General features: G+C 71.9%; 18 protein-coding genes. 12 read left to right on the top strand and 6 right to left on the bottom strand.

The genetic code is table 11. The features are described 5' to 3' along the window. Positions 1 to 303 precede the first annotated feature (303 nt). The gene (locus ABZZ74_RS03475; protein ID WP_356761504.1) at positions 304 to 684 is read left to right on the top strand and encodes a hypothetical protein; all 381 of its coding nucleotides are present in this window, start codon (positions 304 to 306) and stop codon (positions 682 to 684) included. Between the two features lie 157 nt (positions 685 to 841). Here the strand turns inward: ABZZ74_RS03475 and ABZZ74_RS03470 are convergent, their stop codons facing one another. After that, the gene (locus tag ABZZ74_RS03470; protein ID WP_356761502.1) at positions 842 to 1,699 is read right to left on the bottom strand and encodes a DUF4184 family protein; all 858 of its coding nucleotides are present in this window, start codon (positions 1,697 to 1,699) and stop codon (positions 842 to 844) included. Positions 1,700 to 1,943: 244 nt separating this feature from the next. Here ABZZ74_RS03470 and ABZZ74_RS03465 point away from each other — a divergent pair, with 244 nt between their 5' ends. The 3 genes from ABZZ74_RS03465 to ABZZ74_RS03455 all read left to right on the top strand — a co-directional run bounded on the left by ABZZ74_RS03465 (position 1,944) and on the right by ABZZ74_RS03455 (position 4,954). Further along, complete coding sequence (locus tag ABZZ74_RS03465) at positions 1,944 to 3,671, top strand: lytic transglycosylase domain-containing protein (protein WP_356761500.1); 1,728 nt, start codon at positions 1,944 to 1,946, stop codon at positions 3,669 to 3,671. A gap of 134 nt (positions 3,672 to 3,805) precedes the next feature. Beyond that, positions 3,806 to 3,940, top strand: a complete 135-nt coding sequence (locus ABZZ74_RS03460) for an SPW_0924 family protein (protein ID WP_107416174.1) — start codon at positions 3,806 to 3,808, stop codon at positions 3,938 to 3,940. 21 nt (positions 3,941 to 3,961) lie between these two features. Next, positions 3,962 to 4,954 (top strand): DUF3068 domain-containing protein, encoded by a 993-nt coding sequence (locus ABZZ74_RS03455; RefSeq protein WP_356761498.1) that lies wholly within the window; start codon positions 3,962 to 3,964, stop codon positions 4,952 to 4,954. Here ABZZ74_RS03455 and hrpB read toward each other — a convergent pair. Both hrpB and ABZZ74_RS03445 read right to left on the bottom strand, forming a co-directional pair. After that, entirely contained in the window at positions 4,944 to 7,460 is a 2,517-nt protein-coding gene (gene hrpB / locus ABZZ74_RS03450; RefSeq protein ID WP_356761496.1) for an ATP-dependent helicase HrpB, read from the bottom strand. The two genes, ABZZ74_RS03455 and hrpB, sit on opposite strands and share 11 nt — an antisense overlap. 87 nt (positions 7,461 to 7,547) lie before the next feature. After that, positions 7,548 to 8,369, bottom strand: coding sequence for a class I SAM-dependent methyltransferase (locus tag ABZZ74_RS03445; RefSeq protein ID WP_356761712.1), 822 nt, complete (start codon positions 8,367 to 8,369; stop codon positions 7,548 to 7,550). Positions 8,370 to 8,746: 377 nt separating this feature from the next. On the opposite strand from ABZZ74_RS03445, the gene rpsA reads away from it, so the two are divergent. The 4 genes from rpsA to ABZZ74_RS03425 all read left to right on the top strand — a co-directional run bounded on the left by rpsA (position 8,747) and on the right by ABZZ74_RS03425 (position 12,484). After that, entirely contained in the window at positions 8,747 to 10,243 is a 1,497-nt protein-coding gene (gene rpsA, locus ABZZ74_RS03440; protein WP_133042749.1) for a 30S ribosomal protein S1, read from the top strand. Between the two features lie 190 nt (positions 10,244 to 10,433). Further along, the gene (locus tag ABZZ74_RS03435) at positions 10,434 to 11,372 is read left to right on the top strand and encodes a PAC2 family protein (protein WP_356761493.1); all 939 of its coding nucleotides are present in this window, start codon (positions 10,434 to 10,436) and stop codon (positions 11,370 to 11,372) included. 45 nt (positions 11,373 to 11,417) lie between these two features. Beyond that, positions 11,418 to 12,047, top strand: a complete 630-nt coding sequence (coaE, locus tag ABZZ74_RS03430; RefSeq protein WP_356761491.1) for a dephospho-CoA kinase — start codon at positions 11,418 to 11,420, stop codon at positions 12,045 to 12,047. Between the two features lie 50 nt (positions 12,048 to 12,097). Beyond that, positions 12,098 to 12,484 carry a tetratricopeptide repeat protein gene (locus ABZZ74_RS03425; protein WP_133042746.1) on the top strand — a complete coding sequence of 129 codons (387 nt, stop codon included), beginning with the start codon at positions 12,098 to 12,100 and terminating at the stop codon, positions 12,482 to 12,484. A 52-nt stretch (positions 12,485 to 12,536) separates the two neighbouring features. On the opposite strand, the gene ABZZ74_RS03420 is transcribed toward ABZZ74_RS03425, so the two are convergent. Further along, positions 12,537 to 12,803, bottom strand: a complete 267-nt coding sequence (locus ABZZ74_RS03420) for a DUF6343 family protein (RefSeq protein ID WP_356761488.1) — start codon at positions 12,801 to 12,803, stop codon at positions 12,537 to 12,539. 64 nt (positions 12,804 to 12,867) lie between these two features. Here ABZZ74_RS03420 and ABZZ74_RS03415 point away from each other — a divergent pair, with 64 nt between their 5' ends. After that, positions 12,868 to 13,767: an acyltransferase domain-containing protein gene (locus ABZZ74_RS03415; RefSeq protein ID WP_356761486.1), complete on the top strand. Its 900-nt coding sequence runs from the start codon at positions 12,868 to 12,870 to the stop codon at positions 13,765 to 13,767. 87 nt (positions 13,768 to 13,854) lie between these two features. Continuing rightward, positions 13,855 to 14,295, top strand: coding sequence for a DoxX family protein (locus ABZZ74_RS03410; RefSeq protein ID WP_356761484.1), 441 nt, complete (start codon positions 13,855 to 13,857; stop codon positions 14,293 to 14,295). A 58-nt stretch (positions 14,296 to 14,353) separates the two neighbouring features. On the opposite strand, the gene ABZZ74_RS03405 is transcribed toward ABZZ74_RS03410, so the two are convergent. Next, a complete protein-coding gene (locus tag ABZZ74_RS03405; protein ID WP_356761482.1) occupies positions 14,354 to 14,890 on the bottom strand; it encodes an RNA-binding S4 domain-containing protein in 537 nt (178 codons plus the stop codon). A 327-nt stretch (positions 14,891 to 15,217) separates the two neighbouring features. Between ABZZ74_RS03405 and ABZZ74_RS03400 the strand changes: the two genes are divergently transcribed. Both ABZZ74_RS03400 and pip read left to right on the top strand, forming a co-directional pair. Then, positions 15,218 to 15,910: a uracil-DNA glycosylase gene (locus tag ABZZ74_RS03400; protein ID WP_356761480.1), complete on the top strand. Its 693-nt coding sequence runs from the start codon at positions 15,218 to 15,220 to the stop codon at positions 15,908 to 15,910. Between the two features lie 37 nt (positions 15,911 to 15,947). Continuing rightward, positions 15,948 to 16,910 (top strand): prolyl aminopeptidase, encoded by a 963-nt coding sequence (gene pip, locus ABZZ74_RS03395; protein WP_356761478.1) that lies wholly within the window; start codon positions 15,948 to 15,950, stop codon positions 16,908 to 16,910. Between the two features lie 18 nt (positions 16,911 to 16,928). On the opposite strand, the gene ABZZ74_RS03390 is transcribed toward pip, so the two are convergent. Further along, a complete protein-coding gene (locus ABZZ74_RS03390) occupies positions 16,929 to 17,594 on the bottom strand; it encodes a GntR family transcriptional regulator (protein WP_356761476.1) in 666 nt (221 codons plus the stop codon). Positions 17,595 to 17,625 lie beyond the last annotated feature (31 nt).

Here is a 17,625-nt window from a genome sequence, read left to right as displayed (position 1 = left end):
GCGGAGCGGGGGTCCGTCGACGTGAGGTCGCGCTGCGAGGAACCCGCTGCTGCGACGAGCCTCCGGCTCAAGGCTCGGTCACTCACGTGGCTCCCGTTAGCGCGGTCCACCTGAACGTCCCGTTGGGTGTCTCGGTGGGCTCGGGCCCGGACTGGGAGTCGGCGGCGCACTAGCCTGCGGCGGCGGAGCGGGGGTCCGTCGACGTGAGGTCGCGCTGCGACGAGGTCCCCGGCTCATGGGCCGGTCACTCACGTGGCCCCCGTCAGCACGCCCCCCGCCCCCGGGTCCCGTAAGGATGCGGGCATGGGTATACGCATGCTCCACCGCCGCCCGGCGGGAGCGCAGGGTGCCGCACCGGTGCCCGTCGTGCCCCCCGCCCCGGTGCCGGCCCACGCCGCCACCGCGAGCACCGCCCGCATCCCCGCCGACCTGGTCGCGACCCTGCGCCGAACGGCACACCGCACCGCCGCCGGCCTCCGCCGCAGACTCACCACTCCCGGCGAACCGCCTCTGTGGCGGCTGTGGGCCGGCCTGGGCCGCAGTTACGCGGCCGGATGCGCCGTCCGCGCCCGGCACGCCGCCGTCCGCCTCCTCCGCCGCGGCCGCCACGCCCGCACCTTCCCCGTGTTCGTCGTGGCAGCCGGCCCTCTCACCGACCGGCCGGACGGCCCGACTCGGCGCTGAGCCACGCACCGCGGGACCGGACGCCGGCTCGGTTCCGCGGGCGGCCGAGCGGCCGGGCGGCAAGCGAGGCCCGGGCCGTGTCGATCGTGTCGATCGGCACGGCACCTCCCGACCTCCCGCGACGCCACCGGCCGACCGGAGCGCCCCGCTCAACCTCTCACCGACCGGCCGGGCGGCTCCGCTCCGTGTTGGCGAGCTCCGGTTCGCCGAGTTCCGGGGCCGGGCGCCAGACCCGCCCCCCGGCGGCGTACAGCAGCAGGCCCGGCACCAGGCCCGCGCCCGCTCCGAAGCACACCGCCGGGATCAGCTCCCAGGGCTTCGCCGTGGACCCCCAGTACGCCCACCAGCGTGCCGCGCGCTCCACCGCCCCGACCCCGGCGCACCCGCCGACGACCACGAGGGCCCACCACCGGTCCCGCGCCGACAGCACGGGAATCGCGCACGGGGCCCCAGTCGCCGGTGCCCGTCGCAGCGCCCGGACCAGCCACCCGGTGATCACCACCACCGCGAGCACGGAAGAGCCGTACTGCAGGTACCAGAACAGGGGAAAGCCCGCGACCACGTCGTTCAGCGCGGGGAACAGCCGTGTCCCGAACCGGTCGTGATGGGTGAACCCGTCCCACACGACATGCGTCAGTGCGCCCAGCGCCGCCGACCCGTACCACCGCACCAGCACGGACAGCCGTACGCGCGCGCGTGGCGCCCCGCAGCGCAGCAGCGCTGCCGGGCGCGGTTGCCGGGCCCGTGGCAGCAGTGCCACCAGGGGTTCGCGCACCAGCAGCCAGAGCCCCACCAACGCCCAGGCGATCAGTTCGTCGACGGTGAGGACACCTGGCAGGGAATGGGTGACCGTCCCGAACTCCATGCCGCCGGAAACGACACTCGCCGCGAAGTAGGGCATGTCTGGCGCGAAGGAACCGGCCACGAGAACGGCCGGAACCAGTCGTCCTCGCCCGCTTCCGTCGGCGCGCACGGCGGGCAGAACCGCCGCCGCATGGCTCAGGGTGAACGGCAACGGGCCTCCTCGGCGGCGACGTTGATCGGAAGGGTCCAGTATGCGGGCTCCGTTCCGGTCAAACCCCACATGGACAACTGGTGAAAACCGGGCACGAACGGGTGCACCTGGAAAGCAAGTTGTCGTAGGGTCGCCTGGGTCACAGCCCGGAGCGGGCAACCAGCACCGTGGGTCGCTCGTCACAACAGGGCGAGGACACAGACAAAAGACGGGCGCTCGGGCGTCCACGGGAGGGGTTCACTCTATGGCGGCGCAATTCGGCAGGCGGCTGGCCAAGGGCGCGGCGACCACCGCCGTGGCAGCGGTCGCGGTGGCGGCACTGTCCGCGTCCCAGGCTCCGGGGGTGCCGGTCGACGACCACGGCAGACAGACCGCCGCGGATGCGCAGCCGACCCCTGAAGCGACCGCCGACAGTGGTACCGCCACCGGAAACTCGCGGTACTACACGGACCTGCCGCCGCTCGACAGCCCCAACCCCAGCCCCAGCGCCTCGCCGAGCGCCGGCGGCACCCCGGTCGCGCAGGGTGCGGCGGAGGCCGGCATCCCGGCGACCGTCCTCGACGCCTACAAGAAGGCCGAGCAGGCCCTCAAGGAGGCCAAGCCCGGCTGCAACCTGCCCTGGCAACTGCTCGCCGCCATCGGCAAGGTCGAGTCGGGCCAGGCCCGCGGCGGCGAGGTCACGGCCGACGGCACCACCATCACCCCGATCCTCGGCCCGCAGCTCGACGGCAACGGCTTCGCGCTGATCAAGGACACCGACGGCGGCAAGTACGACGGCAACAGCCAGTACGACCAGGCCGTCGGCCCCATGCAGTTCATCCCCTCGACCTGGGCATGGGCGGGCCGGGACGGCAACGGCGACGGGGTCAGGGACCCCAACAACGTCTACGACGCCGCCCTCGCCGCCGCGCACTACCTGTGCCGCAACAACTGGGACCTGTCCCAGCAGTCGAACCTCAACAGCGCGATCCTCAGCTACAACGGCTCGCAGGACTACCTGAACCTGGTCCTGTCGTGGCTGGAGTACTACCGCAAGGGCACCCACGAGATCCCGGACGGCACGGGCACGCTCCCGTCGCACAGCAGCGACGACAAGAAGACGTCCGGCTCCAAGAACTCGCCCTCCAAGCCGGGCAAGTCGACGCCGAGCACGACCCCCAGCACACCGGGCGGAAGCACCAGTCCGAGCAACCCGTCCACGCCGTCCAGCCCGTCGCCCACCCCCACCGACACGGTGGACCGGCTGGCGGACGCCGGCACCGCGAAGCTCACCGCGATGGCCGGGGACGCCTTCACCCAGAAGATCAGCACCAAGGCCGTGACCAAGGCCGGCAAGCCCGTCGCCAAGGTCCGCGTCCGCTTCACCATCGTCGGCACGACCGACTCCGCCTTCACCGGCGGCGAGACGGTCGCCACGGTCGTCACCAACAACTCCGGCGTGGCCGTCGCACCCGCCCTCCAGGCGGGCGAGAAGACGGGCGACTTCACCGTCCGGGCCACCGTCGTGGGCCGCGCGGTCACCGGCGTCGACTACAAGGCGAGCGTCACCGAGCGCGTCGCCGACACCCTCGTTCGCACCAGCGACACCGCGCTGACCTGCACCCCGGGCGGCCAGTTCGCCGACCAGGTCGAGGTGAAGGCCACCTACAAGGGCGCCGTCGCCGACAAGGTCGGTGTCACCGCCACCCTCATCAAGTCGGTGCTCGACCCGACCGAGGACGACAAGGGCCCCTACTTCAAGGACGCCGACGGCAAGACCGTGCGCACCCTGACGGGCCTTCAGACGGATGCCGACGGTCTGCTGAAGCTGCCGCAGCTGTACTCCGACGACACCACCGGCACCTTCATCCTGCGCATCACCACCGCCGGTGGCGCGACGCTCAACGTCCAGCTGAACGTGGCCGCGGCCGACTCCTCGGCGAGCCCCTCGCCGAGCCCGTCCGCGAGCCCGAGCCCGAGCCCGAGCGCGTAGCCCTTCGTACGACGACGGCGTCCCCTCTCGGAGGGGGCGCCGTCGTTGTGTGTGCAACGTGTTCTCATCTCGGCCACCCGTTGCTACGGTGCCGGACCTGACGATGTATCAGTTCCGTCCGTCGGGAGGCAGGCATGCGCGCCCTGATCGCCGCTGCGACCGGTCTCGCCGTCGCGTTCGCGCTGGTCCTCACGATCACCGCGATGGGAACGCCGACGGGAAAGACGTCCCCCAAACCGCTGCTGACGACGGTGCCCGCACACCCGTAGCCGTCCGCCCGGGAGGCCGAGATGCGCCGCAAGGCCAGTCTGGTCCTGCTCGCCTTCGCCGTGTTCTTCGCGGCCCTGTCCCCACTGCTGCGCTGGTACGCCTTCCCGCGCCTGGCCAAGATCCCGGCCAACCAGTACCAGGCCGTGGTGCTGGAGGCGAGGAACGCGACACTGCTCGACTACGGCACCATGAAGGCGCGCACCGTCCCGAAGGTCACCATCGTGCAGACCCTCAAGGGCGATGTGGCGGCCGCCAAGCGGATCGACCGGACGGCAGGGCGGGACGTCGTCGTCTGGGACGGCCTGTCCTACGTCCAGGGACCCGACGGCAAGATGGTCTCCCAGATCCCCGAGCGCTACATCTTCGACGCCCACAGCCAGGCCCCGGTCCACGCGACCGGCGAGATGGTCGACGGCGACCCGGTGAAGCGGACCGGCATCGAGTTCAAGTTCCCGTTTCTGACGCAGAAACGGGACTACGAGTACTTCGACGCCCAGACCCGCACCACCAACCCCATCCACTACAGGGGCACCCAGGACTTCCGCGGCCTGAAGGTCTACTACTTCGAGCAGACCGTTCCCTGGACCCAGGTGAGGTTCCCCAAGGTGATGCCGGTCAAGGGCATCACCCCCCAGTCCGTCGCCAAGACCGGCACCACCCGCTGGTACACCACGGTCCGCAGGTTCTGGGTCGAGCCGGTCACCGGCGCCCCCGTCTACGGCGAGGAGATCCACAAGGAGGAGCTGCGCGGCGGCACCCTGCTCGGCGGCCGCGACAAGGTGACCGCCTTCGCCGGGCACGTGAAGATGCGCGAGGACTACATCAGGCACACCGTCGCCCTGGTCAAGTCCAACCGCACCCTCGTCCTGCTGATGACGTCGTACCTGCCCTGGGGCTTCCTCGTCCTCGGCACCCTGCTGCTGGCCCTCGCCCTGTGGCTGGAGGCCCGCAACCGCCGCCCGGGCGACCCGGAACCGGCCACGGCGCAGGCACCGGAACCGGTCAGCGCCTGAGGCGCGCGTTGGTGTGCCGGGTCGGTTCGGCGGAGGCGGGGTCCTCGGGCCACGGATGCTTCGGATACCGGCCTCGCAGCTCCGCACGTACTCCCTTGTAACCGTCCTTCCAGAAGGAGGCGAGGTCGGAGGTGACGGCGGCGGGCCGGCCGGCGGGGGAGAGCAGGTGCACCAGCAACGGCACCCCCGCGATCGCCGGCGACTCGTGCAGTCCGAACATCTCCTGCAACTTCACGGCGAGCACGGGCCGTTCCGGGTCGGAGTAGTCGATCCGGATTCCGGACCCACTCGGTACGGTGATCCGCTCGGGGGCCAGCTCGTCCAGCCGCCCCGCCTCTCCCGAGGCCCAGGGCAGCAGGCGGCCCAACCCCTGGCCCGCATCGATCCGGGCGAGGTCGGCCCGGCGCCGGACCCGCCCCAACTCCGGCTCCAGCCACTCGTCCACGCGCGCGTGCAGCGCGTCGTCGGACACGTCGGGCCAGGGCTGCCCGAGGTGCAGGTGCAGAAAGGCGAGCCGCTGCCGCAGTACGACGGCGGCGGGCGACCACCGCAACAGGCCGAGCCCTTCCTGCCGCAGCCCTTCCACAAGCGCCTCGCGTACGAGGACGGGGTCGGCGTCCCTGAGCGGCCGCACCGCCAGCTCGATCGCCCCCAGCCGCTCGACGCGCCGGGCCACGACGTCCCCGTCGGCCCAGTGGACCTCCTCGGCCTCGGAGTACAGAGGAGCGGCGGCGCGCCGGGCGACGTCCTCGTCGATCACGGCGGCGAGCCGCACACGCGCGTGCCCCTTGCCGACGGGCCGATCGGCGACCGCGACGGCGATCCAGGCCGCACCCCGCAGAGGACTGCCTTCGCCGAGCTCGGCCCGCGTCCCCGAGGCCATCAGGTACGACCCTCCGTCGGCCTTCGCGACCCGCTCGGGAAACGCGAGAGCGGCGACGGCACCGACGAGCGCGTCGGAGGCGTCGCCCGACGGGGAGGAGGCGGCTTCGTCGTCGGGCCGCGTCGGGTGGGTGAGGCCGGACGACAGGGTTCGCAGTCTGCGCGCCTCCGCACGCCACCTTCCGGCATACGCGTCGCCCCCGCGCCGAGCCGTTCGCAGTGCCGTCGCCAGATCGTCGCCGTACTCCCGCGGTGGCTCCTCCGACAGCAGGGCCACCGCCTCGGCACCTTCGCCGGAGGTGTCCAGCGTCGCCCGCCCCAGCCGCGGATGAACCCCCAGCCGGGCCAGCAGCACGCCCCGATCCGTGGCCCGACCGTCGGTGTCGACCGCCCCGACCGCCGTCAGTACCGCCCGCGCCGCCGCCATCGCCCCGCCCGGCGGCGGATCCAGCAACGCCAGCCCGGACGCGTCCGGGTCTCCCCAGCACGCCGCCTGGAGCGCGAACGCCGTCAGATCGGCCACCTTGATCTCCGGCGCCGGGAAACGCGGCAGACGCGCGTCCTCCGCCTCCGCCCAGCACCGGTACACCGTCCCCGGCGCCTCGCGCCCGGCCCGCCCCGCCCGCTGCCGCCCGGCCGCCTGCGAGGCCCGTACCGTCGTCAGCGCGCTCAACCCGCGCGCGTGGTCCACGCGGGGCTCCCGCGCCAGCCCCGAGTCGACGACCACCCGCACTCCGGGCACCGTCAGGGAGGACTCCGCGACCGAGGTGGCCAGCACCACCCGGCGCCGTTCGCCCGGCGCCAGCACCGCGTCCTGTACGGACGCCGGGGCCCGCCCGTGCACCTGGAGCACCTCGACACCGCCGAGATCCCCCAACTGCCCCGCCACGCGCGCGATCTCGCCCACGCCCGGCAGGAAGCAGAGCACGTCCCCGTCCCGCTCCCGCAGCGCCCGCCGCACCGTCGACGCCACATGCGCCAGCAGCGCGGGATCCACCCGCATACCGTGCGGCGGCCGTACCGGACGGGCCGGCGGCGACCACACCACCTCCACCGGGTACGCGGTGCCGGCGGCCTCGACCACGGGCGCGTCACCCAGCAGCCGCGCCCATCCCTCCGCGTCCGTCGTCGCCGACGCGGCCACCAGCCGCAGCTCGGGCCGCAGCGTCTCCCGTACGTCCCACAGGAACGCCGCCGTGGTGTCCGCGTCCAGATGCCGCTCATGGCACTCGTCGAGCACGACCACGTCCACGCCGGCCAGTTCCTGGTCCCGCTGCAGCCGCTGCAGCAGCACCCCGGTCGTCACGACCTCCACGCGCGTGTGCCGGCCGACGACCCGCTCGCCGCGCACGGTGTAACCGACGCTGGCGCCCACCTTCTCGCCCAGCAGCCACGCCATCCGCCGGGTTGCGGCCCGGGCCGCGATCCGGCGCGGTTCGGCCACGACGACCCGGCGCGCGGGCCCGTCCCCGAGCAGCCCGGCGAGCGCGAGCGGCACGAGGGTCGTCTTGCCGGTGCCGGGAGGCGCCACCAGCACCGCCGTACCGTGCCCGTCCAGGGCGTCACGCAGGGCGGGCAGCGCGCTGCGCACCGGCAGCGCGTCCAGGGCGTCGTAACGGATCACGCCCCCAGTGTCGTACGGCTCCCGGAAACGCCGGCACGCGCGCATGTGTCCCGGCAGTCCCGCTCGTCCGGCAGTCCCGCTTTTCCGTCAGTCCCGCTCGCAGACGAAGATCGCCGTGCCCGGGATCAGGTTTCCGCGCAGCGGTGACCAGCCGCCCCACTCCGCGGTGTTCCAGGCCGGCCACTCCGGCTCGACCAGGTCGACCAGCCGGAAGCCGCCGGCCACCACGTCCCGCACCCGGTCGCCGATCGTCCGGTGGTGCTCCACGTAGACCGCGCGGCCCTCCTCGTCCTGCTCGACGTACGGAGTCCGGTCGAAGTACGAGGCCGACACGCTCAGCCCCTCCGGGCCCGGCTCGTCCGGGAACGCCCAGCGGACAGGATGCGTGACCGAGAAGACGAACCGCCCGCCCGGGCGCAGCACCCGCCGGACCTCCCTCAGGACCAGCACCGGCTCGGCCACGAACGGCAGCGCCCCGTAGGCCGAGCACGCCAGGTCGAAGGAGCCGTCGGCGAAGGGAAGGGCGCTCGCGTCGGCGCACACCAGCGGGAAGGAGCCACCGATGCGCAGGGCGTGCTGGAGCTGGCGGTGGGAGATGTCGAGGGCGACCGGACGCGCCCCCTGCGCGGCGAGCCAGCGTGAGCACTGCGCCGCGCCGGCACCGATCTCCAGTACGTCCCTGCCCTTGAGGTCCTCCGGCGGGCCGAGCAGCTCGGCCTCCACCTCGTCGAGCCCCTCGGGACCCCACACGAACCGGTCGTCGCCGAGGAACGTGCCGTGCTCGACCTGGTACTCGTCCGCGTTCCGGTCCCACCAGCCCCGGTTGGCCCGGGCGCTTTCACTGACGTCGGCCGCGCGCCGGGTGGCCTCCGGCTCGAACTCGGTCTCGGAAGAAACGGGCTCTTGGATGATCGGCTCCCTCGTATTAGTCTGCGGGCTCTTCCCACAGACCGGCGCCCACGGGTGTCACGGAAGGGGTGTCGCTGGCCTGCGTGGCCTCGCGAGACAGTTCTTGTGCCGGGTATGGGACGATCCGCCCCGGGTGTGCGCCTTCGCGCATTGACCCTGCCTGGCCGTCCCCGTATGCTACAAGTTGCGCTGCGGGCCTGCGCACCTCAGACGTAGCAGGCTGCGCTCGCATCTGTTGTATGTCCCCTCGGTTCTCGAGGCGCCACCAGTGGTTTTGTGTGGCGCTTCCTTGGCTGTCCGGCTTCTTCAGAGCGAAACGGGCTCCCGGCGTAAGCAGTACCTACGACTTCAATGTCCGTACCGGAGCCCTTTCCCACATGACGAGCAGCACCGAGACCACCGCCACCACCCCGCAGGTAGCGGTCAACGACATCGGTAACGAGGAAGCCTTCCTCGCAGCGATCGACGAGACGATCAAGTACTTCAACGACGGCGACATCGTCGACGGCGTCATCGTGAAGGTCGACCGGGACGAGGTCCTGCTCGACATCGGTTACAAGACCGAAGGTGTCATCCCGAGCCGCGAGCTCTCGATCAAGCACGACGTCGACCCGAACGAGGTCGTCGCCGTCGGCGACGAGATCGAGGCCCTGGTCCTCCAGAAGGAGGACAAGGAAGGCCGCCTGATCCTCTCGAAGAAGCGCGCCCAGTACGAGCGTGCCTGGGGCACCATCGAGAAGATCAAGGAAGAGGACGGCATCGTCACCGGTACCGTCATCGAGGTCGTCAAGGGTGGTCTCATCCTCGACATCGGCCTCCGTGGCTTCCTCCCGGCCTCCCTGGTCGAGATGCGCCGCGTCCGCGACCTCCAGCCCTACGTGGGCAAGGAGCTCGAGGCGAAGATCATCGAGCTGGACAAGAACCGCAACAACGTGGTCCTGTCCCGCCGCGCCTGGCTGGAGCAGACCCAGTCCGAGGTCCGCCAGACGTTCCTCACGACCCTGCAGAAGGGTCAGGTCCGTTCCGGTGTGGTCTCCTCGATCGTCAACTTCGGTGCCTTCGTGGACCTGGGTGGCGTCGACGGTCTGGTTCACGTCTCCGAGCTGTCCTGGAAGCACATCGACCACCCCTCCGAGGTCGTCGAGGTCGGCCAGGAGGTCACGGTCGAGGTCCTCGACGTCGACATGGACCGCGAGCGCGTCTCCCTGTCGCTGAAGGCGACCCAGGAAGACCCGTGGCAGCAGTTCGCCCGCACGCACCAGATCGGTCAGGTCGTGCCCGGCAAGGTCACCAAGCTGGTTCCGTTCGGTGCGTTCGTCCGCGTCGACGAGGGCATCGAGGGTCTGGTCCACATCTCCGAGCTGGCCGAGCGCCACGTGGAGATCCCGGAGCAGGTCGTCCAGGTCAACGACGAGATCTTCGTCAAGGTCATCGACATCGACCTCGAGCGCCGTCGCATCAGCCTCTCGCTGAAGCAGGCCAACGAGTCCTTCGGTGCCGACCCGGCCTCGGTCGAATTCGACCCGACCCTGTACGGCATGGCCGCGTCCTACGACGACCAGGGCAACTACATCTACCCCGAGGGCTTCGACCCCGAGACCAACGACTGGCTCGAGGGCTACGAGACCCAGCGCGAGGCGTGGGAGACCCAGTACGCCGAGGCGCAGCAGCGCTTCGAGCAGCACCAGCAGCAGGTCATCAAGAGCCGCGAGGCCGACGCCGCCGCTGCCGCCGAGGGCGGCGACACCGCGGGTGCGGCTCCGGCCGCGGGTGGCGGCTCGTACTCCTCCGAGGGCCCGGACAACTCCGGCGCGCTGGCCTCGGACGAGGCGCTTGCCGCTCTGCGCGAGAAGCTGGCGGGTGGGCAGAGCTGACGCCCACTGAGCAGTAGCTCCTGACTGAGGGGCCGTACCTTTCGAGGTGCGGCCCCTCAGCGTTGACCTGGGACATCGCCGTGCGCCCCGTCATGAAAGCCCGGAAGAGAGGGCTGATCAGAGGCGCCGGTGGGAATGTCCCTGGTCCAGGGGGCGTTGAAGCGTATGAACACGAGGAGGAGCGGTCACAGTGCTTGATCCGCAGGGTTTGTACGCATGGGAGCCGAAGGGCCTCGCCGTCGTCGACATGGCGCTCGCCCAGGAGTCGGCCGGCCTTGTCATGCTCTACCACTTCGACGGATACATCGACGCGGGCGAGACCGGCGACCAGATCGTCGACCGGCTGCTCGACTCGCTGCCCCACCAGGTCGTCGCCCGCTTCGACCACGACCGGCTCGTGGACTACCGTGCCCGCCGCCCGCTGCTGACCTTCGAGCGCGACCGGTGGACCGACTACGAGGAGCCCACCATCGACGTGCGGCTCGTGCAGGACACCACCGGAGCGCCCTTCCTGCTGCTGTCCGGGCCCGAGCCGGACGTGGAGTGGGAGCGCTTCGCCGCGGCCGTCCAGCAGATCGTGGAGCGGCTCGGCGTGCGCCTGTCCGTGAACTTCCACGGCATTCCCATGGGCGTCCCGCACACCCGTCCCGTGGGCCTGACCCCGCATGGCAACCGCACCGACCTGGTCCCGGGCCACCGCAGCCCCTTCGACGAGGCGCAGGTACCCGGCAGCGCCGAGGCGCTGGTCGAGTACCGGCTGATGGAGGCAGGCCACGACGTCCTGGGCGTCGCCGCGCACGTGCCCCACTACATCGCCCGCTCCCCGTACCCGGACGCGGCACTGACCGTGCTGGAGGCCGTCACGGCCGCCACCGGGCTGGTGCTGCCCGGCATCGCGCACGCGCTGCGCACGGACGCGCACCGCACCCAGACCGAGATCGACCGCCAGGTCCAGGAGGGCGACGAGGAGCTCACCTCCCTCGTCACCGGCCTGGAGAACCAGTACGACGCGGTCGCGGGCGCCGAGAGCAGGGGCAACATGCTCGCCGAGCCCGTCGACATCCCGTCGGCGGACGAGATCGGGCGGGAGTTCGAGAAGTTCCTGGCGGAGCGCGAGGGAGACAACTGACACCTGAGGGGTGCGTTGTCAGTGGCGGGCCGTAAGCTCTCGGTCATGCTGAAAGTCGGCCTGACCGGGGGCATCGGTGCCGGTAAGAGCGAGGTGTCGCGGCTGCTCGTCGCATGCGGCGCCGTGCTGATCGACGCGGACCGCATCGCGCGCGAGGTCGTCGAGCCGGGGACGCCCGGACTGGCGGCGGTCGTCGAGGCCTTCGGCCAGGACGTGCTCACCGCCGACGGCAGCCTCGACCGCCCCAAACTCGGCTCGATCGTCTTCGCCGACCCGGACAGACTCGCCGTGCTGAACTCGATCGTGCATCCCTTGGTGGGCGCCCGCTCCCGGGAGCTGGAGCAGGCCGCCGCCGAGGACGCGGTGGTCGTGCACGACGTGCCGCTCCTCGCCGAGAACGGTCTCGCCCCGCTGTACGACGTCGTGATCGTCGTCGACGCCAGTCCCGAGACCCAGCTCGACCGGCTGGTACGGCTGCGGGGCATGACGGAGCAGGACGCGCGGGCCCGCATGGCCGCCCAGGCGAGCCGGGAGAAACGCCTGGAGATCGCGGACATCGTCATCGACAACGACGTACCGCTCGAGGAACTGCGGCGCCGGGTGAAGGATGTGTGGGCCGACCTCGTCCGAAGAGCCCGAGCTCAGGGGGGTTCGTCCCGGCAGCCCCAGGAATAGCGGGGCGCTTCCGGCGCGTTGAACCGCTCCAGTGAGGGAAGGACTGTGCCGTGCCCGAGACCAGCGGTTCGACCGGACGTACTCCGGAGACGCATGTCATCGACTTCCGTGCCGCCGAGCAGTTGCTCAACGCACGGGACCCGCGGGGCGCGGTGAAGCTGCTCGACCCGGTGATCGCCGCCCACCCCGAGAACACCGCCGCCCGGCTGCTGCGCGCGAGGGCCTTCTTCGCCGCCGCCCAACTGCGGCCCGCGGAGCTGGAGTTCACCATCGTCCTGGAGCGCGAGCCGGACAACGCGTTCGCGCATTTCGCGCTGGCCCGCACCTACGAACGCCAGGGCCGGGGCGAGCAGGCCAAACGCCACTTCCGTCTGGCGGCCGCCCTGGACCCCAACCCCCAGTTCCTGAAGGCGGCCCGCTTCGACGATCCGGCGTGAGCCGGCCGGCAGTACCCGCCCGGCGGACCATGCCGATGTCGCCGGACAGCCGTCAGCGCGGCCGGCTCTCCGGCGGCCGATACGGCGGGATGTCACGGCCCGGCTGGTAGTGGGGGCCCTGGTGGATGTGTCTGAGGATGATCGTCATGTCGACGGCGATCACCAGCCACAGCGCCCCGCAGGCGGCCGCCCACCCCGGCCGCCCGGCCAGTGCGAACGCCGCCGTGCCGAAGATCGTCCAGACCAGCCCCCACACGCTCAGCCAGAACCGCGCCCGCAGTGCGCTGCGGGCGGTCGTGGGTTCACTGCCGGTACGCATCGCCGATCACTACTCCTCTTTGCAACGTACTCTTCGATGCGGACGTTCACCAAAGGGGGTTCCCGTGCTGCCGGCTGCGGACGAACTGGCCGAGGTACTGCTCGATCTCGCGGTACCCCATGAGGACATCGGCGACCTCGTACGGATGAGCCGCCGCGTGACCGACGACCCGGAGCTGCGGCAGGCGCTTGAGACGTCGGTCGCGGAGCTCGTCGAGGGGCTGGGGGAGATCGGCACCGAACTGGACCTGCCCGACCTCGACTGGCCCTCGGGTCCCCTGCAGCGCTGCTTCCCCGTGTACGTCTTCGTGGCGGCGCTGCCGTACACCCGGGCCTACCACCGCGGGCGGGGCATCCCCGACGACGTCTCCCGGCGCACCCTCGCCGACCTCGGCCGGCACATGGCGGTGCACCGGCGGCGGTACGGCGTGGCGGGCGTGCACGCGGTGTGGTGGTTCGGCCATCACTTCCGGGGCGAGCTGTACCAGCTGGGCAGGCTGCAGTTCGAGCGGGCCCGGCTGGGGCGGCGCACCGGGACGGCGCTCGCGGCGGCCGGGCTCGACGTCGGTCCGGGGACGCCGTGTCTGAGCCTGCACATCCCCGACTTCCTCGGCCCGTTCTCCCCGGCCGCCTGCGACCGCTCGCTGGCGCTGGCGGCGGAGTTCTTCGCCCGGTACTTCCCCGAGGAGAAGTACCGGGTCGCGACGTGTCACTCCTGGCTGCTGGACCCGCAGTTGCGGGACTACTTGCCGGCCGGCTCCAACATCGTCCGCTTCCAGGACCGGTTCCGCCTGGCCCGCGAGGAGCGGGAGCCCTCGGACACCGACCCGGTGGAGTTCGTCTTCGGCGATCCGACGCTGCCCGTGGAGAGCCTGCCCCGGCGCAGCGCCCTGGAGCGGGCCGTCGGGGACCATCTGCGGGCGGGCGGCCACTGGTACACCGGGCACGGCTGGTTCCCGTTGTGAAAAGGGCGCGGGCACCGATGAGTTCGGACGAGGGCCCCGGTCTACCCCTGTGACAGCGAGACGCACCGCTCACCACAGGAGAACACCATGTCCGAGACCACCGTCCCCGTCACCTCCGTCGCCCCCGCCGCCGTCCCCACCCGCGGTCGCCGCGCCCGGATCGCCCTGGGCACCGTGCAGGTGCTGCTCGCCCTCTTCTACGGTGTCGCGAGCGCCCTGCCCAAGCTGATCGGCAACCAGTACGCCGTCGACGCCTTCGACAAGATCGGCTGGGGCAGCGCGGGCATGTACACCATCGGCGCGCTCGAACTGGCCGGCGCGGTGGCCCTGTTGGTCCCGGTGCTGCAGTCGGTGGCCGCCATCGCACTGAGCGCGCTGATGGTCGGCGCGTTCTTCGTCCAGATGATCGTCTTCCACGGCGAGAACGCCGCGACCCCGCTGATCCTGATCGTGCCGCTCGCCCTGATCGCCTGGGCGCGGCGCGGCTCCACCAGGGACCTGCTGGGTCTGGTACGACGACGGGCCTGAGCCCCGGCGACGGAGGTGGCGTCCGGTCAGGGCCGGACGCCACCTCCGTATGCCCGGGTCAGTGGCCGCCCGGCCGCCCGGAGCCGCCCATCAGGCCCCGCAGGCGCTCCAGCTCCCGCCGGTCGCGCTTGGTCGGGCGGCCCGCACCGCGGTCGCGGATGCCGATGGGGGCGACGGCCTCGCGCGGAGGCGGGGGAGGGGAATTGTCGACATAGCACTGAACCGCCACGGGAGCGCCCACCCGCTTGCGGATCAGCCGCTTGACGATCACGATCCGCTCCCGGCCCTCGTGGCGCAGCCGCACCTCGTCGCCGACGCGGAGGGTGTGCGAGGGCTTCACGTTCTGCCCGTTCACACGGACATGCCCGCCCTTGCAGGCGGTGGCGCCGAGGGAGCGGGTCTTGATGAGCCGTACGGCCCAGATCCAGCTGTCGACGCGCACGCTCTCGCCGTTCGCCGGCCCGGCCGCCTCGGCGGCGGCGATCGCGGCGGCGACCTTGGGATCGTCGGCCGCCGCGCTCTCGGCAGTGCCGGCCGCGGGCGCCTCCTCGGGGTCACCCGGCCCGCTCTTCACCTCGTCACCTTCCAAACCCATACCCCCGACCTTAGCCCTCCGCCGCGCGCGCCCCCGGCGGGTTTCCGCCCTGGTGCGGGTGACGGGGCCGCGAAGGGGGCGGCTCCGTCGGCGGGGAGCCGCCCCCTTCCCGGTGGGCCGGCCGATCGGGCGGCCCACGAGGAGAGGAAGGTGGTCGCGGGGAGCGAGCCGTGGGCCTTCCGGGTGCCGTATGCGCTCGTCGCATCCGTCGACCAAGGCCGGCGTGCTCACCGCTGTCCCGGCGCGTAGGGGGTTGGGCGTGATCCTGCGTGGCCCGCCCCCCGGATGCCCTGCCAACCGGTCGGAGACCCCCCGTACCGTTGACGCATGGACAGTCTGGCCGAGCTTGATCAGCGGATCGCCGGATGCGGCGCGTGTCCCCGGCTGGTGGAGTGGCGCGAGGAGGTCGGGCGGGTCCGGCGGGCGGCCTTCCAGGACTGGACGTACTGGGCCCGCCCCGTGCCCGGCTTCGGGCCCGCGGACGCCTCGCTGCTGGTCATCGGGCTCGCCCCGGCGGCCCACGGCGGCAATCGCACCGGCCGCATGTTCACCGGAGACCGCTCGGGCGACGTGCTGTACCAGGCCATGTACGACGTGGGGCTGGCCTCGCAGCCGACCTCCGTCTCGGCGGACGACGGCCTCGCCCTGCACGGCGTGCGCGTCACCGCGCCCGTGCACTGCGCCCCGCCCGAGAACAGGCCCACCCCCGGTGAACGGGACACCTGCCGGCCCTGGCTCGTCCAGGAACTGAAGCTCCTGCGGCCGACGCTGCGCGCGGTCGTGATCCTCGGTGCCTTCGGCTGGCAGGCCGCGCTGCCCGCGTTCGCCGAGGCCGGCTGGACCGTACCCAGGCCCCGACCGGTGTTCGGGCACGGCACACGGGTGCCGCTCGACGGCCTCGACCTCTTCGGCTGCTTCCACGTCAGCCAGCGCAACACCTTCACCGGCAAGCTCACCCCCGAGATGCTGCGAGATGTCCTGCGCACCGCGGGGGAGGCGGCGGGACTGCCCGTGAAATGAGCATGCGGGTCGACCAGGGGAGCGTTACGGTGCCCGGATGCCCCTCTACCCCGAGATCGAACCGTACGACCACGGCCTGCTCGATGTCGGCGACGGCAACCGCGTGTACTGGGAGACCTGCGGAAATCCCCGTGGCAAGCCCGCGGTCGTGCTGCACGGCGGCCCCGGTTCCGGCTGCGGGCCGTATCCCCGGCGCCTGTTCGACCCCGCTCTCTACCGCATCGTGCTCCTCGACCAGCGCGGTGCCGGACGCTCCACACCGCCCGCGAGCGCGTACGACACCGACATGAGCGTCAACACGACCTCCCAGCTCATCGCCGATCTGGAGCTGCTGCGGCGGCACTTGGGGATCGAGCGGTGGCTGGTGTGGGGCGTGTCCTTCGGGTCCGTGCTGGGACTGCGGTACGCGCAGAAGCATCCCGACGCGGTGAGCGAACTGGTGCTGACCGGGGTCGCCACCGGATCCGACGCCGAAGTGGCCCTGCTGACCAGGGGACTCGGCCAGTTCTTCCCCGAGGCCTTCGAACGGTTCCGGGCCGGGGTGCCCGAAGACGAACGGGACGGCAACCTCGCCGCCGCCTACAGCCGGCTCCTCGAGTCGCCCGACCCCGGGACACGGGAGCGGGCCGCGCGCGCCTGGACCGACTGGGAGACGGCGATCATCCCCGCGCCGCCACGGTCCGTCGAGCGGTTCGAGGACCCGGAGTTCCGCATGGGCTTCGCCCGCACTGTCACGCACTACTGGGGCGACGGCCACTTCCTGGGCGAGGGCGGCGACGAGGGCGTGGTCCTGCGGGACGCACCGCAGCTGGCGGGCATCCCCGGCACCCTCGTCCAGGGCAGCCTCGACTTCGGCAACCTGCTGGGCATCGTCTGGCGGCTCCACCACGCCTGGCCCGGCAGCGAGTTGGTGATCGTGGACGACGTCGGCCACACCACGGGCACCCCCGGAATGGCGGAGGCGCTCGTGGCGGCAACGGACAAGTACGCCCGCGGGTGACCGACCAGGCCTCCGCCGCTAAGCCTCCGCCTCTCCGAACAGATGTCTGACCGTGGAGCGGTAATTGGTCCGCACATGGGCCAGTGCGTGCGCCCGCGCGCGCTCCGGGTCGCCGGAGGCGATGGCGTCGTACAACTCCCGGTGCTCGATGAGGAGTTGGGGCCACTCCTCGTTTCTCCGGGTCATCCAGCGCAGCCGTCCGGCGACCGGTTCCAGGGCGGCGACGATCAGGCTGTTGCCCGCCATCGCCACGATCCGGTCGTGCAGTCGGCTGTTGATGTCCGTGATCGCCTCGGCGTCCCCGGCCTCGGTCGCTGCGGCGGCGCGGTCGAGCAGTGACTCGACCTCGGCGAGGTCCTCCGGGGTCGCCTTGGCGGCGGCGAGACCGGCCGCGTACACCTCCAGGGCCTCACGCAGCTCGAACAGTTCCCGGACGTCGTTCGGGGTGAGCCGACGCACGACCGTGCGGCGCGGGGTCTCGAAGTGCACGAACCCCTCGGCGACCAGGGCCCGGATCGCCTCGCGGACCGGTACCCGGGAGACCCCGAGGCGCTCGGCCAGCTCCCGCTCGACCAGGCGGTCGCCCGGGCCCAGCCGGCCGGAGATGATCTCCTGGCGCAGGCTCGCCAGGACCCGCTCGCGGACCGCGCCGAGAGGTTCGATCTTCGTCGTCGTGGAGCTCATGGAGCCATCTTCGCCGACTCCGGGGTGCTTT

Source organism: Streptomyces sp. NPDC006476 (genome assembly GCF_040612015.1).
Taxonomy (GTDB): domain Bacteria; phylum Actinomycetota; class Actinomycetes; order Streptomycetales; family Streptomycetaceae; genus Streptomyces; species Streptomyces griseorubiginosus_B.
This window is presented reverse-complemented; position numbering and strand designations above follow the sequence as displayed.

Excerpts from the sequence above, each read along its gene's own strand:
- ABZZ74_RS03475 (WP_356761504.1), top strand. The coding sequence starts at position 304 with ATGGGTATACGCATGCTCCACCGCCGCCCGGCGGGAGCGCAGGGTGCC.
- ABZZ74_RS03465 (WP_356761500.1), top strand. The coding sequence starts at position 1,944 with ATGGCGGCGCAATTCGGCAGGCGGCTGGCCAAGGGCGCGGCGACCACC.
- ABZZ74_RS03460 (WP_107416174.1), top strand. The coding sequence starts at position 3,806 with ATGCGCGCCCTGATCGCCGCTGCGACCGGTCTCGCCGTCGCGTTCGCG.
- ABZZ74_RS03455 (WP_356761498.1), top strand. The coding sequence starts at position 3,962 with ATGCGCCGCAAGGCCAGTCTGGTCCTGCTCGCCTTCGCCGTGTTCTTC.
- rpsA (WP_133042749.1), top strand. The coding sequence starts at position 8,747 with ATGACGAGCAGCACCGAGACCACCGCCACCACCCCGCAGGTAGCGGTC.
- coaE (WP_356761491.1), top strand. The coding sequence starts at position 11,418 with ATGCTGAAAGTCGGCCTGACCGGGGGCATCGGTGCCGGTAAGAGCGAG.
- ABZZ74_RS03420 (WP_356761488.1), bottom strand. The coding sequence starts at position 12,803 with ATGCGTACCGGCAGTGAACCCACGACCGCCCGCAGCGCACTGCGGGCG.
- ABZZ74_RS03410 (WP_356761484.1), top strand. The coding sequence starts at position 13,855 with ATGTCCGAGACCACCGTCCCCGTCACCTCCGTCGCCCCCGCCGCCGTC.
- ABZZ74_RS03405 (WP_356761482.1), bottom strand. The coding sequence starts at position 14,890 with ATGGGTTTGGAAGGTGACGAGGTGAAGAGCGGGCCGGGTGACCCCGAG.
- ABZZ74_RS03400 (WP_356761480.1), top strand. The coding sequence starts at position 15,218 with ATGGACAGTCTGGCCGAGCTTGATCAGCGGATCGCCGGATGCGGCGCG.
- pip (WP_356761478.1), top strand. The coding sequence starts at position 15,948 with ATGCCCCTCTACCCCGAGATCGAACCGTACGACCACGGCCTGCTCGAT.
- ABZZ74_RS03390 (WP_356761476.1), bottom strand. The coding sequence starts at position 17,594 with ATGAGCTCCACGACGACGAAGATCGAACCTCTCGGCGCGGTCCGCGAG.